Source organism: Corynebacterium sp. HMSC05C01 (assembly GCF_001807155.1).
GTDB classification, from domain to species: Bacteria; Actinomycetota; Actinomycetes; order Mycobacteriales; family Mycobacteriaceae; genus Corynebacterium; species Corynebacterium coyleae.
The window spans coordinates 24,189-37,854 of record NZ_KV787945.1; the positions used below are offsets into that span (position 1 = coordinate 24,189).

The following is a 13,666-nucleotide window of genomic DNA, read 5'->3' on the forward strand; positions in this document are numbered from 1 at the left end:
CGCACCGCATTGCGCCTGGTCAGAAATCGGACCTGACAGATTTCGCAAAATCTGTCAGGGAGGGACAAATAGTTCCACGCCCGCGCCGGAACCCGGGAACTATTTGCGCGATCTCAAAAACCGACCTGGGGGAAGTGAAATATTTCTCCTCCCAAACCCAAGAAAGTTCCCGGGCGGGGAACTATTTGCAAACCCGCCCCTAGTCCAGTTCACCGCGGCGCCGGCGGCGTTCCTCGTCCTCGCGGCGTTTGCGTTCGGCTTCTTCGCGGGCGCGGCGCTCCTTGAACCGGTTCTTCTCGATGTTCCAGAGGAACTCTTCGTCATCGTCAGGACCTTTAATGACCGGCTTTTGGGGTTCCTGGAGGCCGCGCTGGCTGCCGTAGCGCTGCGCGGAGCCGGGGCCGAACGCTTTCCACATGAGGATGACGGCCAGGATGATCAATGCAAGGAGTAGCAATCTTCCCATGGTTTTAAACATACTTGCCCGCCGGTTAGGGTTAGCCATGTGAATGAGGAAACTTCTCCGCAGGTAGATCCGCAGGCTAAGTCGCGCGCGAATAGGGCGGTCGCGGTGTATGGCGTGTTGCGGCTGGTGTTGTTCATTGCGCTGACAGTTGTGATTCAGCTCTTTGCAGTGCTTATCGACGCCCCCGTGCCCGTCATCATGTCCGCCCTCCTTGCCCTTATCGTGGCGTTCCCGCTGTCCATGCTGGTGTTTAAGCGCCAGCGGTTGGAGGCGAACGCGGCGGTGGCGGAGCTGAAGCGTCAGCGCGATGCTCGCAAGGAGTGGATCCAGAGCGAGCTCGCGGACCGCTAGATAGGGCGCCGACAGCCGGTGCCGGCGGCGGGGGCTAGCCGGCGCGAGCAGCCAGGGCGCCGATAGCCGTCGCTAGCGGCCGAGTTCGTGGCTGAGCGCCTCGAGTTCGCCGCCGCCGGCCATTTGGTGGGTGAGCTCGTCGAGCGTGACGTTCTCTCGGGGTTCGTCGAGTTCCTGGCGGCCGAGTTTCAGGATGGTGAAGTGGTCGCCGACCAGGTAGGCGTGGTGGGGGTTGTGGGTGACTAAGACGACGGCGATGCCGCGGTCGCGGGCGGCTGCCACGAAGCGCAGGACCACGCCGGATTGTTTGACGCCGAGGGCGGCGGTGGGCTCGTCGAGAATAAGCACGCGGGCGCCGAAGTAGACGGCACGTGCGATGGCGACGACTTGGCGTTGGCCGCCGGAGAGGTTGCCGGCATCCACGTCGACGTCGGGGATGTCGATGCCCATTTCGCGGAGTTGTTCGGCGCAGATTTGTTTCATTTCGGTGTCGCGGAGTGCGCCGAAGCGGCCGGTGAGTTCCTGGCCGAGGAAGAAGTTGCGCCACACGCTTAACTCGTCGACGATCGCGAGCGTTTGGTGCACGGTGGCGATGCCGGTGTCGATGGAGTCGCGGGGGGAGGTGAAGGTGGTGGGGGTGTCGTCGATAAGCAATTCGCCCGATGTGGGCTGGTGGAGCCCGGCGAGGATCTTGATCAGCGTGGACTTGCCGGCGCCGTTGTCGCCGAGGACACAGGTGACTTCGCCTTCGCGGACGGTCAGGTTCACGCCGCGCAGGGCGTCGAAGCTGCCGTAGGACTTGGTGATGTTTTTCAGTTCGATGACAGCCACTTAGTGCCCCTTGGTGTATTTGGCGAAGGACGTGTTGGTGAACACGGCGAAGAGCAGCGTTGCGCCGAGGAAGAACTTGAACCAGTCGGGGTTCCAGCCGGCGTAGACGATGCCCTGGTTGGTCAGGCCGAAGATCAGCGCGCCGATGGCGGTGCCCACTGCGGTGCCGCGGCCGCCGGTCATGGCGCAGCCCCCGATGACGGCGGCGATGATGTAAAGGAATTCGTTGCCCACGCCTTGGCCGGCCTGGATGGAGTCGAAGGCGAACAGAGTGTGCATGCCGACGAACCAGGCGGCGAAGCCGACACCCATGAATAGTAGGATCTTCACGCGGCGAACCGGCACGCCGACGGCGCGGGCTGCGTCCTGGTCGCCGCCGACTGCGGTGATCCAGTTGCCGAACTTGGTGCGAAACAGCACGAACGATGCGATGGCGACGAACAGGATCCACCACAGCACGGTCACGTTGAGGGTGACATCGCCGATGGTAAGGGTGCCGGCGAAGACTTTGCGGGCGGACGGGAAGCCCTCCATGTCGGCAATGGTCGGCGTGGCCACTTGCCCGGTGATGAACTTGGTCAAGGCAAGGTTGAGGCCCTGCAGCATGAGGAAGGCCGCGAGGGTGATCAAGAAACTCTCAATGCCGGTGCGGGTGACCAGGTAGCCGTTGAGCGCGCCGATGGCCAAGGAGATGCCGAGCGCCATGAAGGCGCCGACCCACGAGTTGAGGTGCAGGTTGTAGTTCAGCATCGTCGCGGCGAGCGCGGCGGTGGTGACGGCGACGCCTGAGGACAGGTCGAATTCCCCGCCGATCATGAGCAGTCCGACGGCGAGTGCCACGATGCCCAGTGTCGACGACGCGTACAACGTGGTTGCAAACGCTTCAAAGGAACGGAATGCGGGCGCGACTGACAGGAAGAACGCGAAGATGGCGATGAAGCCGAGCAGGGACGCGAACTCCGGCCGCCGGATGAGTTTGGCTAGGCCGGTGTGGGTGCGTAGTCGGTCGTCGCCGGAGGTCGATTCCTCGCGCGACTCGTCGGCTGTGACGGCAGTGCTCATCGCATACCTGCCTTCGCAGCCTCAGCGACCTTGTCCACGTTCGACTTATCGACGAACGACGGCCCGGTGTACACCGGCCGTCCTCCACCGAGGGTGCCGCCGTTGCGTTTCGCGATCCACAGTGAATCCACGGCGAGGTAGCCCTGCAGGTACGGCTGCTGGTCGACGGCGAAGGCGACGCGGCCGTCGGCGATGGCGTCGACAAGCTCGGCGTTGGTGTCAAAGGTGGCAACCTGCGCCTCGGAGCCGGACTGCTTCACAGACTCCGTCGCACGCATGGCCACCGGCGCCTGGAGGGCGAATACTGTGTCGAAGCTCTTGTCCTGCGACAGCTTCGAGGTGATCGTGGACTGCACGGCGGTGAGGTCTTGGCCGTTGACGTAGAGCAGTTCTACGTCGCCGCCGAGGCCGTTCCGGACGCCGTCGCAACGCGCTTCCTGCGAGGAGTTGCCCTGCTCGTGGATGATGCACAGGACCTTCTTCTTGCCTTCTTCCTTGAGGCGCTCGCCGGCGGCGTTGCCGGCAACCGTTTCGTCTTGGCCGAAGAAGCCGGTCATCCCGTAGTCCTGGTACTTGCTCATGCCGGCGTTGAGGCCGACGACGGGGATGCCGTGGTCGACTGCGTTGCGGGCTGCTGGGCCGATGGCCTCGGCGTTCGGCAGGGTGACGGCGATGCCGTCCACCCCGGCGTCCACGGCAGAGCGCACCAGGTTCGCCTGGTTGGGGGCCTGCGGGTCGGAGGAGTAGCGCAGCTCGATGTTGTCTTTCTTGGCTGCGTCTTCGGCGCCCTTGCGCACGAGGTCCCAGTAGGTGTCGCCCGGTGCGCCGTGGGTGACCATGGCGACGACGTAGCGCGGCGTGTCTACGCCACCGGCAGTGCCTTCGGTGTTTTCTGCTCGCGGGGCGCCGCCTGTCGACGAGCACCCGGCGAGCATCGTCGCAGCCATCAGCGCTGCGGCAACGAGTGTTTTCCGTGCCTTGAGCATTACAAGAGTGTGATCCAAAGCACCCTATTTGTCAAGGTCATGGGCAGCGTCACAGGCAGCGCCGCGGGCCGGCTCAGAACACTCCGGCGATGATCAACATTGCAGGTAGTGCCAGGAATGTGGTGAGGAAGACGGTGTCGCGGCAAATTACTTCGCCGGAGCGGTACGTGGCCGCGTAGTTATACACGTTCTGCGCGGTCGGCAGTGCGCACAGGATCAGGGCGGCGTACATGTCGCTGCCGGTCAGGCCCAGTTGCGTTGCGACGACCCACGCCACCGCCGGCATGCCGATGAGTTTGAGGACGGTGGCGGTGATCGTCGGTAAGCGGTGGCTCTGAAGCACCTTCTCGCCGGTGAGCGACGCACCGAAACTCATGAGGATCAGCGGGATGGAGGCGCCGCCGAGGATCTCCAGGGGGGCCAGCACCGGCTCGGGCACGGTCCACGAGGAGGCGGACACGGCGAAGCCCGCGAAGGCTGCAACGACAACCGGGGCGGTCAGACCTGCAAGGACCGACTTGAACACACCCGACGCGCCGCGGTCCAGACCCGCGATAACGATGGGGGAGAGCACCGCCATCTGCAGCACCAGCGCCGGGATGACGTACGTCGGATCGCCCAGCACATACGTGGCAATGGGCAGGCCGATGTTGACCGAGTTGTAGTAACTCGACGACGCCGCACCCGCCATCGTCTCCGCCGTGTCCTGCTTGAACCACACGGCGCTGATGATCCAGTAGATGATCATCGTGGCCACCGTGGCAATCGCGATGACCAAAATGACCGGGGAGAAAAACGCGTCCGTGTCCGAGACCGCCACTGAGGAGAAGATCAGCGCCGGGGTGGCCACGTAGAACGCGATGCGGTTGAGCTGTAGACGTTGCTCGCCCGGTCCAATGACGCCTTTGTGAGCAAGCCACCACCCCGCTGCGATGACAGTGAAGATGATGGCAAAACCGGTAAGGACGTCAAGCATGCCGTTACCTTAGAACGTCTCCTTCGGGACGTACTCACTCCACCCGAAATCGCTCTCGTTCGGCATGTCGGAGGTGTACGGCACGGGCTCGCCCGCGCCGCCGAAAATCGCTGAGCCCACCGACGCCATGGCCAGGGCTGTCACCACCGACCAGATCAGCATCGCCTTGCCGTTCATGCCCAGCACCGGGATGAGGTCCTTGCCTTCAGCGCCGCTGCGCACCTTCATAATTGCCGCTACCGCAAATGGCAGGGCAATAAACGCCGCAAGCGCAGGCTTTGCAGAGATGGCCAGCACGATCGACACCCCGAACGGGACGAGGGTGAGGAAGGTGAAGAGGCGGCGCGAGTTGTCGTCGCCAAGCCGCACTGCAAGCGTGCGCTTTCCGGCCTCGGCATCGGTGGGGATGTCGCGGATGTTGTTGGCCAGGTTCACCGACGCGGAGATCGCACCCACCGCGACGGCGCACAGGAGGGCCTCCCATGACACGAACCCGGTCTGCGTAAACGCCGTACCAATCACGGCGACCAGTCCGAAGAAGATAAACACGGACACTTCACCGAATCCGGAGTATCCGTACGGGCTTTTGCCGCCGGTGTAGAACCAGGCCGCGGCGATGCACAGCGCGCCAACCAGGATGAGCCACCACGCGCCCGAGGCGATGGAGAGGATGATGCCAAACACGGCAGCCACCGCGAACGACGCAAACGCGGCGAGCTTCACATGCTCCGGCTCCGCAAGCCCGGCCGCGGTGAGGCGCGTCGGGCCGGTGCGATCCTCGTCCGTGCCGCGGATGCCGTCGGAGTAATCGTTGGCAAAGTTCACGCCGATGATCAGCGCCCAGGCGACGATGAATGCCAGGATTGCGTACTCCAGGTCCGCCAGCCCGTAGAGGGCTGCGGCGCCGGTGCCGGCGATGACGGGGGCGAAGGCGTTCGGCCAGGTGTGGGGGCGTGCGGCCTCCCACCAGTGGTGCAATGTGGCGGAATCAGTCATGCACTCCATCATGCACCCTTGCGCTGCGGTGGGCTAGGGTAGTTCGCCATGTGGATTGACTATGCCGTGCGCCAGGGGCTCGTGGCGACGAGCGCGTTTGTGCGGCTGCCAATCCTGAACCACGCCGCGCAACACGCCGATATTGCCTTCCCTACCAGCGGGGATACCGTCATCTCCCTGACCACACACGGCTCGAGGGTGAAGTCGGCGGCGTCCGCGATCGCCTCGCTTCTTGTGGGCACGAAACGCCTGCCGGTGCATTTGTGGCTCGACCCGGTGGACTTTCATGCACCGTGGCCCGCCACCTTGCGCGGGCTCGTGGACCGTGGCCTGCACGTCCATAAGTCCCCCGGCGGCCTCGGACCCCACACGAAGTACTTCGGTACCTTCCAGGAACTGCCCGGCCATAGCGTGATCACGGTTGACGACGACGTCCTCTACCCCCGCAACTTCGCCACCACCCTCACCAACGCAGCCGACCCGTCGAACGTCACCGCGTTTCGCGCCCACCGCATCACGCTTGATTGCGACACCATCGCCCCCTACAAAAAGTGGCGCCCCGTCCGCACCACCGAGCCATCTCACCTGAACTTCGCCACCGGCGTGGACGGCGTGCTGTACCCACCGAACATGGTGGAGTTCGTCGCCTCCCGCGGCACAGCGTTTCTCGACGTCTCCCCGCGCGCCGACGACGTCTGGCTCAACCACTGTGCGCTTCGCGCCGGATTCCCCGTCCGCCAGGTGGCGGACCGCCCCGCCTCGTTCCCGCTCGTGCCCGGCTCCCAACGCGTGCGCCTGTCCCGCGACAACCTCGCCGGCGGCAACGACACCCAAATCGCCGCAACCTACACCGAGAAGGACGTGAACCTGCTCCTCGCTGCTGTGTAGTGGGTGTACACGGCGGTGGAGGACTACGCTTTTACGCGTGAGCACACCATCCACCCCACGGTGGTTCCGTCCGGCGCAGCTGACTGCGCTGGGTTTTCTCGTACTGATCGCGTTCGGCACTGCGTTGTTGTGCATGCCGTTCGCCTCAGCCGACGGCACAGCAACGCCGTTCATGGATGCCTTGTTTACCGCCACGTCCGCCACATCGCTGACGGGCCTGGTCACGGTGGATACCGGCAGCCACTGGAGTATCGCGGGCCGCGTCATCGTTATCACGCTGATCCAGGTCGGCGGCCTGGGCATCATGAGTATTGCCTCGCTGACCGGCATGCTGCTGACTGGCCGAGTGAAGTTGCGGTCGCGCTACTCTACGGCTGCTGAAGGGCGTCCGATTTTGGAAGGCGGGGTGCGTGCCACGCTCGTCGCTACGCTATTGCTCACCTTCGCCTTCGAACTGTTTGTTGCAGTGATCCTGTTCTTCCGCTTCATGGTCGAATACGACATGCCGGTCCTCAGCGCGGCGGGCGAGGGGATCTTCCACGCAATTTCCGCGTTTAACAACGCCGGGTTTGGGCTGCGCTCGGACAGCCTGATCTCGTACAACTCGGACGGCTGGATCCTCCTGCCGCTGGCAGGCGCGCTGATGATCGGCGGGCTCGGCTACCCGGTGCTTTCCGAGTTGGTTGGCCGCAGCCGGGAGCGCTTCCGCGGCCTGCTGCGCGGCACACCAGTCAGCGCCCGGAGACTTTCAGTAACCACCCGCATTACCCTTGCTGGCACAACGTTTCTGGTGCTCTCCGCCATGGCGCTCATCGCCGTGCTGGAGTGGCGAGGATTCCTTGCAGACATGTCCACGGGCACGAAGCTCCTCAACGCGTTCTTCAGCGGCGTCACCCCGCGTACCGCCGGGTTCAATTCCATCGACTACGCCGACGCCCACCCGATCACGCTCATGGTCACCGACATCTACATGTTTATCGGCGGCGGCTCCGCAGGTACCGCGGGTGGCATCAAGATCACCACCGCGATCGTGCTGATTGCCGCCATGGCAGCTGAGTTTGGCGGGCGTGACCAGACCACCGTGGGCAAACGCACCGTCCCAAAGTCGGTGGTCCGCCAGGCCATGACGGTCGCCGCCGCAGGCGTTACTGCGGTCACCCTCGGCGTGGCCGCGCTCCGGGTGTTCGACCCCCAGTTCACCGCGGACCAAATCAGCTTCGAGGTCATGTCAGCCTTTGCCACGACAGGCCTATCCACGGGCATTACCTCGTCGCTAAGCGTGCCCTCCCAACTCGTGCTGTGTCTTTTGATGTACCTCGGGCGCATTGGCCCGTTCACTCTCGTGGCGGCGCTTGCCGCCCGTAACGTCGTGCGCAGGTACGACTACCCAGTAGAAAGGCCTTTCATTGGCTAGCTTCCCCGGCTCCCTGTTGCGGAGCAAACAACGCATCGACATCCCACCGGTTGTGGTCATCGGCCTCGGCCGCTTCGGTGGCGCGCTTGCCCACGAACTGACCCGCCACGGCGTAGAGGTCCTCGGCATCGACGTTGATGAGCGACTCGTGCGCGATCATGCGCCATTGCTTACCGACGCCATCGTGGCCGACACCACCGACCTCGAAGCCCTGCGCCAACTCGGTGTCCAAGAAGTGGAACGTGCCGTCATCGGCATCGGCTCCGCGCTCGAGGCATCTATCCTCACCGCCTCGAACCTTGTCGATCTCGGCGTACCTGACATCTGGGCCAAAGCCGACTCCGAATCCCACGCCCGCATCCTGCAACGCCTCGGCGTCGCCCACGTCGTCCGCCCAGAGCACGACACCGGCCGCCGCGTCGCCCACCTGCTCGGCGGACGCTTCCAGGACTTCGCCGAACTTGCCGAGAATTACGGCGTGATCAAGATGGTCCCGCCACGCCCGCTACTCGACGGCCCCTGCGACGCCTCGCGTCTCTGGGACAAACACCGCGTGCAAGTGGTGTCAGTGCGCAACGGCTCAGGCCAGTGGCACCCATTCGCACCAGGCATGGAACTGACCGCTTCCGACCTGGTCGTGCTTGCCGGTGCGCCCGACGACCTGGAGCGGTTCTCACAGCTGTAGGTGGTCTGTTTCTGCTGCGGTGTAGGGGTGTCATGTACCGTCGTGGCATGTCGCACACACCCCGCAAGCCGATCCCCAAAGTTGCTTACGCTCCGATGCTAGGCCTGGAAACCTATGTGCGCGCACGGGTTGAAAAGGACGCGTCACACCTCGTCCAACTTCGTGCATCTGCGTTGAACCAATGTGTTTACTGCCTGGCAATGCACCGACGGGACGCAAGGAAAGATGGCTGGTCCAAGGAGCGCGTCTCGCAGGCGGAGAACTGGACCGACAATCGCGAGCAGTTCACCGAAAAAGAACGAGCCGTTCTCGAACTGACCGATGCAGTGACGAGAATCAACGGCGAGAGCTCCGTTCCGGATGAACTCTGGGAACGCGTCGAGGAGCAGCTCGGCGAAAAGGAAGCACGAAACGTATTGATGGCGATTGTCGCAATCAACGCGTGGAACCGCATCGCCATCACCACCCGGATGGATCCACGAAGCCTTTCACGAGTCGACGCGTTTGACCTCGGTAATGAATGACAAGCATTGAAGCCCTGCGCCGTTAGTCTCAGTCCATCTGCAGCACGGTGCGAAGTTCCTGGAACAGCTCCGGGCGCAGCCGGTGTATGACCGTCCTGCCCTGGCGGCTCTTTTCTAGGAGGCCGGCCTCGGTAAGCATTTTGAGGTGGTGGGAAACTGTCGGTTGGCTTAGCCCGGAGCGTTGCGTGAGTTCGCCCACGCTCATCGGCTCGCAGCCCTCTTCGGCGATTCTGGAGAGAAGTTGTAGCCGTCCGGGGTCCGCTAAAACTTTGAATAGGGCTGAGTAGCGCGTCGCGTCGTCTTCGGAGAGCAAGCCGGAGCCCAGTGAGCAGCAGTCGAGGTCAGTGTTTTCTGTAGTGGCGACGTAATCCTTCATGCTTCCTACCTCGTCATATTGACGGTGATAAATATGAGGCTTAGTGTTCGTTTTGAATGCTGTCAATAGATAAGGATTCCAGATGGAAGACACAACCTCTCAGCCAGTAGAGCGTATGTCGTTTCTTGACCGCTTCCTACCAGTGTGGATCATGCTCGCCATGGCGGCGGGCCTCGCTCTTGGACGGGCAGTGCCGGGACTTTCGGGCGCACTTGAGAGTCTCGAAGTCGGAAGCATCTCGCTTCCGATCGCGCTCGGCCTGTTGGTGATGATGTACCCGCCCTTGGCCAAGGTGCGCTACGACAAGACCCGCGAGATTGCCACCGACAAACGGTTAATGACCGTCTCAATCATCTTGAACTGGATCGTCGGCCCCGCGTTCATGTTCGCACTCGCCTGGATCTTCCTGCCGGATGAGCCGGAGCTGCGCACCGGCCTCATCATCGTTGGTCTCGCTCGCTGCATCGCCATGGTGCTGGTGTGGTCGGACCTGTCATGCGCCGACCGTGAAGCCACCGCAGTGCTCGTGGCCATCAACTCGGTGTTCCAGGTTCTCATGTTCGGGGTACTCGGCTGGTTCTACCTGCAAATCCTGCCCAGCTGGCTGGGTTTGGAGACCACCTCGGTGGAGTTCTCCTTCTGGGCAATCGTGTCCTCCGTGCTGGTCTTTTTGGGCATACCGCTGTTGGCGGGGCTGCTGTCTCGCATCATCGGTGAGCGCACCAAGGGCCGCGACTGGTACGAAAACACCTTCCTGCCGCGGATCTCCCCACTCGCGCTGATTGGTCTGCTGTACACAATCGTCCTGCTCTTCTCGTTGCAAGGCGACCAGATCCTCTCCCAGCCGTGGACGGTGGCACGGGTGGCGATCCCGCTGTTGTGCTACTTCGTCGGCATGTTCGCTATCGCACTCGTGGTGTCCAAGGCATCCGGGATGGGCTACGCCCAGTCCGCGTCCGTGTCCTTTACCGCGGCGGGCAACAACTTCGAGTTGGCCATCGCCGTTGCGATCGGCACGTTCGGCGCCACGTCCGCCCAGGCGTTGGCGGGCACGATTGGACCGCTTATCGAGATCCCCATCCTCGTCGGCCTCGTCTACCTCATGCGCGGGATCGGCCCGAAACTGTTCCCGGGCGATCCCACCTTGCCCAAGTTGTCCTAAGGAGGCGTTATGAAGCCCTCAGTCCTGTTTGTGTGCGTCGGCAACGGCGGCAAGTCCCAGATGGCGGCGGCGCTCGCAGAGAAGCACGCGGGTAGCCAGCTCGGCATCCACTCCGCTGGCACCAAACCTGGTACGTCGCTGAATCAGGAATCCGTCGAGGCGATCGCGGAGGCCGGCGCCGACATGTCGCACGGCACGCCCAAACCCATCGATCCCGAACTGCTGCGCAGCGTTGATCGCGTCGTGGTGCTCGGCGAAGACGCGCAGGTAGACATGCCCGACGACGCCCGCGGCACGCTGGAGCGCTGGCGTATCGACGAACCCTCGCACCGCGGCATCGAGGGCATGCAGCGCATGCGTCTTGTGCGCGACGACATTGACAATCGCGTGCGCTCGCTTATCGACGAACTCCTGTAGCGCCCTAGTACGCCGGGATCATCGGGATTCGCTGCTTGTTGCGCAACCTCGTCGCCTGCATGCGCGCCGGCGACGTGCCGCGGTAGTGGGTGGTGGAGGGGGAGGTTGCGTACTTCGGATTACTAGACGGTTTTCGGGAGCGTTGCTTCTCGATCCTCACACCGCCGCATTGTGGCACGAATTACATGGTTGTGCTTTGTGAGTGGAAAGCGGGGGCGAAGCCGCAAGCTCAAGAATGTTTAGGACGTGCGATGCCGTTCCGGTATGAGGGTGAAGCCGCCGTAACCGCGAGGTAAAAGCCCCCCTCTCATATGACGCTGATCTTACGGGAAGCTCGGAGGGGGTCTCGATTGATTTCAATATAACTAAAGTTGCGTAACTCAGGCAACGGAATGAGACGTAGGAGGGAGTAACGATGCACGCGGAGACTAACTCACCGCGGTCCGAGACCGCTTCCTGGTTCGCGGATAACCAAGCCAACTGGGATTCACGGGCCCACGCCCACATGTTCGGCAACTACGGCGGTAAAGATGAGTTGATCGCGGACAAGGCAGCTATTAGCGATGTCCTCGCGGTGGACATTGACCGCTTCGGCGACCTCACCGGGAAGTCCGTGTGTCACCTGCAATGCCACGTGGGCACCGACACCATCGGATTTGCCCGCCGCGGAGCCTTCCGAGTCATCGGCGTGGATCTCTCTGCGGAGTCACTCAAATACGCCCGCGAATTCGCCGCCCAAGCCGACGCGGACGTGGAGTTTATCCAGAGCAACGTCTATGACGCTCGAGAAGCGGTCGACGGCGAATTCGATCTCGTCTACACCTCCGCAGGTGTGCTGTGCTGGCTTCCGCAGGTGCGTCGATGGGCGGAGGTCGTCGCAAAGCTGCTCGCTCCCGGCGGCGTGTTTTTCATCCGCGACGACCACCCCATGTTCATGACAATCGGAGAGGACGTTTCCCAAGGTCTGCGCATTGAGCAGCCGTATTTTGAAATGCCTGATCCGCTCACCTGGGAGGACGAGAAAAGCTACGTCACCACTCCAGGAGCGCCGAAACTTGCTAGCCCACGCAACCATCAGTGGAACCACTCTCTCGGCGAAATTGTTACTGCGCTCATCGACGCGGGGCTGACCGTCACCGCTCTTGAGGAAACTCCGTACTCCGCGTGGTGCCCGTGGCCGGAGCTGATGGTCGAGGACTCCCGCGGTTTCATCCTCCGCGATAATCCCGAGCGCCTACCACTCCAATTCGCCATCACCGCAACAAAGCCCTAGGGACCTTTGCCTATCGACGAACTTTCGGTGGGTGTGCTAAGCCCAAAGGTCCGGAAAGCGATAGTAGAGGGGGCGCCGAAGGGTTGTATCTAACAACCATCTGCGATATTCTCGTATCCACACTGCAGCCGTTGACCCTCCATGAATCAGGAGAGAGCCGATGACTGCAGTTTTTCGTTATGCTCAGCTCATGACAAAGCACTCAAGAAATGACTCTTCTAGAGATCAGCTGGTATTTACCCAGCGTCCGATAGTGACTGCAGTGCTGATTGATGGGGGATTCTATCGCCGACGTGCTAGACGATTGTTCGGCGAGAAGAATGCGGAGGATCGAGCGGAGGAAGTTGCAAAATACGCGCGTAGGCACATCTCGAAATCGAGAAGTAGCCTGTACCGAATTTTCTACTACGACTGTCCTCCTTCGTCCAAAGTCTTGTACCACCCGCTGCGGCAGGAGCAAATCAACTTAGCGAAAACTGAGCAATACAGGTGGACTAACGATTTCTTTGAGGCGCTGACGCACAAGCGGAAAGTTGCACTTCGTAGAGGGGAAGAACTTGAGACTCAGCGGGGATATACGGGTCAAGTCCCGTGTAGTGGTGTAGCCGTTTGTGCTTTCGGCTCGGTATGAAGTTCGGGGTTTGGATTATGCGGTTAGCTGGTGGTGGTCGTCATGTTCACCTCCAGTTTGGTGCATGAGGTGTTTGGTGTGTTCGAGTGTGGATAGTGACATGTAGCGTTTTTGTTGGATCCAATCGTCGTGCTGCTCGGCAAGCACCGCGCCGACAAGCCGGATGATGGATTCGCGGTTCGGGAAGATGCCCACAACGTCGGTGCGCCGGCGGATTTCCCGGTTTAACCGTTCGGTGGGGTTGTTGGACCAGACTTTCTTCCAGACTGGTTTCGGTGCTGCGGTAAACGCCAACACGTCATCGAGGGACTCTTCTAGATAGGCCGCAACCTGGGGGAACTTTGGTTCTAACAGGTCGACGACTTCGCGGGCTTGTCGCCAGGTGGATTGGGCGTCGGGTTGTTGGAAGATTGTCTGGAACATCGCTTAAGACCATCGGCCACTGCATTTTGGGGACTTTTTCGTAGAGGTTTTTCGCGAAGTGGGTGCGACAGCGCTGCCACGACGCATCGGGTAGCACTTCAGATATCGCGTGCTGGATGCCCTCATGAGCGTCACTGGTGATAAGGAAGACACCGCGAAGTCCGCGGGCTTTTAAGTCTTGGAAGAAGCCTTTCCACGATGCGTT

At 62.1% G+C, this 13,666-nt stretch carries 16 protein-coding genes and 1 pseudogene; 8 read left to right on the forward strand and 9 right to left on the reverse strand.

Annotation, left to right across the window (positions count from 1 at the left end; translation table 11 throughout):
• Positions 1–199: 199 nt before the first annotated feature.
• Positions 200–466: a hypothetical protein gene (locus HMPREF3145_RS02690; RefSeq protein WP_070421775.1), complete on the reverse strand. Its 267-nt coding sequence runs from the start codon at positions 464–466 to the stop codon at positions 200–202.
• 39 nt (positions 467–505) lie between these two features.
• On the opposite strand from HMPREF3145_RS02690, the gene HMPREF3145_RS02695 reads away from it, so the two are divergent.
• Entirely contained in the window at positions 506–817 is a 312-nt protein-coding gene (locus HMPREF3145_RS02695) for a DUF4229 domain-containing protein (RefSeq protein WP_070421723.1), read from the forward strand.
• Between the two features lie 72 nt (positions 818–889).
• Here HMPREF3145_RS02695 and HMPREF3145_RS02700 read toward each other — a convergent pair whose 3' ends face one another.
• The 5 genes from HMPREF3145_RS02700 to HMPREF3145_RS02720 form a co-directional block, all read right to left on the reverse strand.
• On the reverse strand, positions 890–1,648 hold the full coding sequence (locus HMPREF3145_RS02700) for an ATP-binding cassette domain-containing protein (RefSeq protein WP_070421724.1): 759 nt from the start codon (positions 1,646–1,648) through the stop codon (positions 890–892).
• Positions 1,649–2,710 carry an ABC transporter permease gene (locus HMPREF3145_RS02705; RefSeq protein ID WP_070421725.1) on the reverse strand — a complete coding sequence of 354 codons (1,062 nt, stop codon included), beginning with the start codon at positions 2,708–2,710 and terminating at the stop codon, positions 1,649–1,651. It abuts the gene before it with no gap.
• Entirely contained in the window at positions 2,707–3,696 is a 990-nt protein-coding gene (locus HMPREF3145_RS02710; protein WP_070421726.1) for a substrate-binding domain-containing protein, read from the reverse strand. The genes HMPREF3145_RS02705 and HMPREF3145_RS02710 overlap by 4 nt, the downstream gene beginning before the upstream one ends.
• Before the next feature lie 73 nt (positions 3,697–3,769).
• On the reverse strand, positions 3,770–4,672 hold the full coding sequence (locus tag HMPREF3145_RS02715; RefSeq protein WP_070421727.1) for an AEC family transporter: 903 nt from the start codon (positions 4,670–4,672) through the stop codon (positions 3,770–3,772).
• Between the two features lie 9 nt (positions 4,673–4,681).
• Positions 4,682–5,677, reverse strand: coding sequence for a 1,4-dihydroxy-2-naphthoate polyprenyltransferase (locus HMPREF3145_RS02720; protein WP_083279356.1), 996 nt, complete (start codon positions 5,675–5,677; stop codon positions 4,682–4,684).
• Positions 5,678–5,716: 39 nt separating this feature from the next.
• Between HMPREF3145_RS02720 and HMPREF3145_RS02725 the strand changes: the two genes are divergently transcribed.
• From HMPREF3145_RS02725 to HMPREF3145_RS02740, 4 genes are read left to right on the forward strand one after another with little or no spacing between them, the layout of a single operon-like run.
• A complete protein-coding gene (locus HMPREF3145_RS02725; protein ID WP_070421729.1) occupies positions 5,717–6,556 on the forward strand; it encodes a glycosyltransferase in 840 nt (279 codons plus the stop codon).
• 37 nt (positions 6,557–6,593) lie between these two features.
• Positions 6,594–7,970, forward strand: a complete 1,377-nt coding sequence (locus tag HMPREF3145_RS02730; RefSeq protein ID WP_070421730.1) for a TrkH family potassium uptake protein — start codon at positions 6,594–6,596, stop codon at positions 7,968–7,970.
• Positions 7,963–8,655: a potassium channel family protein gene (locus HMPREF3145_RS02735; protein ID WP_070421731.1), complete on the forward strand. Its 693-nt coding sequence runs from the start codon at positions 7,963–7,965 to the stop codon at positions 8,653–8,655. The genes HMPREF3145_RS02730 and HMPREF3145_RS02735 overlap by 8 nt, the downstream gene beginning before the upstream one ends.
• 32 nt (positions 8,656–8,687) lie before the next feature.
• Positions 8,688–9,179, forward strand: coding sequence for a carboxymuconolactone decarboxylase family protein (locus HMPREF3145_RS02740; protein ID WP_246815277.1), 492 nt, complete (start codon positions 8,688–8,690; stop codon positions 9,177–9,179).
• Positions 9,180–9,207: 28 nt separating this feature from the next.
• Here HMPREF3145_RS02740 and HMPREF3145_RS02745 read toward each other — a convergent pair whose 3' ends face one another.
• Positions 9,208–9,555 carry an ArsR/SmtB family transcription factor gene (locus tag HMPREF3145_RS02745; protein ID WP_070421732.1) on the reverse strand — a complete coding sequence of 116 codons (348 nt, stop codon included), beginning with the start codon at positions 9,553–9,555 and terminating at the stop codon, positions 9,208–9,210.
• A gap of 82 nt (positions 9,556–9,637) precedes the next feature.
• Here HMPREF3145_RS02745 and arsB point away from each other — a divergent pair, with 82 nt between their 5' ends.
• The gene (gene arsB, locus HMPREF3145_RS02750; RefSeq protein WP_070421733.1) at positions 9,638–10,717 is read left to right on the forward strand and encodes an ACR3 family arsenite efflux transporter; all 1,080 of its coding nucleotides are present in this window, start codon (positions 9,638–9,640) and stop codon (positions 10,715–10,717) included.
• A 9-nt stretch (positions 10,718–10,726) separates the two neighbouring features.
• Positions 10,727–11,134 carry an arsenate-mycothiol transferase ArsC gene (locus tag HMPREF3145_RS02755; RefSeq protein ID WP_070421734.1) on the forward strand — a complete coding sequence of 136 codons (408 nt, stop codon included), beginning with the start codon at positions 10,727–10,729 and terminating at the stop codon, positions 11,132–11,134.
• 4 nt (positions 11,135–11,138) lie between these two features.
• Here the strand turns inward: HMPREF3145_RS02755 and HMPREF3145_RS11785 are convergent, their stop codons facing one another.
• Positions 11,139–11,294, reverse strand: coding sequence for a hypothetical protein (locus HMPREF3145_RS11785; protein WP_167594490.1), 156 nt, complete (start codon positions 11,292–11,294; stop codon positions 11,139–11,141).
• 255 nt (positions 11,295–11,549) lie between these two features.
• On the opposite strand from HMPREF3145_RS11785, the gene HMPREF3145_RS02760 reads away from it, so the two are divergent.
• On the forward strand, positions 11,550–12,407 hold the full coding sequence (locus tag HMPREF3145_RS02760) for a class I SAM-dependent methyltransferase (protein WP_070421735.1): 858 nt from the start codon (positions 11,550–11,552) through the stop codon (positions 12,405–12,407).
• A 646-nt stretch (positions 12,408–13,053) separates the two neighbouring features.
• Here HMPREF3145_RS02760 and HMPREF3145_RS11985 read toward each other — a convergent pair.
• Positions 13,054–13,666: pseudogene (locus tag HMPREF3145_RS11985) on the reverse strand (transposase); the annotation flags it as partial.

What these genes read in the sequence shown, in the direction of transcription:
- HMPREF3145_RS02690 (WP_070421775.1), bottom strand. Translation starts at nt 466, where the DNA reads ATGGGAAGATTGCTACTCCTTGCATTGATCATCCTGGCCGTCATCCTC.
- HMPREF3145_RS02705 (WP_070421725.1), bottom strand. Translation starts at nt 2,710, where the DNA reads ATGAGCACTGCCGTCACAGCCGACGAGTCGCGCGAGGAATCGACCTCC.
- HMPREF3145_RS02710 (WP_070421726.1), bottom strand. Translation starts at nt 3,696, where the DNA reads ATGCTCAAGGCACGGAAAACACTCGTTGCCGCAGCGCTGATGGCTGCG.
- HMPREF3145_RS02715 (WP_070421727.1), bottom strand. Translation starts at nt 4,672, where the DNA reads ATGCTTGACGTCCTTACCGGTTTTGCCATCATCTTCACTGTCATCGCA.
- HMPREF3145_RS02720 (WP_083279356.1), bottom strand. Translation starts at nt 5,677, where the DNA reads ATGGAGTGCATGACTGATTCCGCCACATTGCACCACTGGTGGGAGGCC.
- HMPREF3145_RS02725 (WP_070421729.1), top strand. Translation starts at nt 5,717, where the DNA reads ATGTGGATTGACTATGCCGTGCGCCAGGGGCTCGTGGCGACGAGCGCG.
- HMPREF3145_RS02740 (WP_246815277.1), top strand. Translation starts at nt 8,688, where the DNA reads ATGTACCGTCGTGGCATGTCGCACACACCCCGCAAGCCGATCCCCAAA.
- HMPREF3145_RS02745 (WP_070421732.1), bottom strand. Translation starts at nt 9,555, where the DNA reads ATGAAGGATTACGTCGCCACTACAGAAAACACTGACCTCGACTGCTGC.
- arsB (WP_070421733.1), top strand. Translation starts at nt 9,638, where the DNA reads ATGGAAGACACAACCTCTCAGCCAGTAGAGCGTATGTCGTTTCTTGAC.
- HMPREF3145_RS02755 (WP_070421734.1), top strand. Translation starts at nt 10,727, where the DNA reads ATGAAGCCCTCAGTCCTGTTTGTGTGCGTCGGCAACGGCGGCAAGTCC.
- HMPREF3145_RS02760 (WP_070421735.1), top strand. Translation starts at nt 11,550, where the DNA reads ATGCACGCGGAGACTAACTCACCGCGGTCCGAGACCGCTTCCTGGTTC.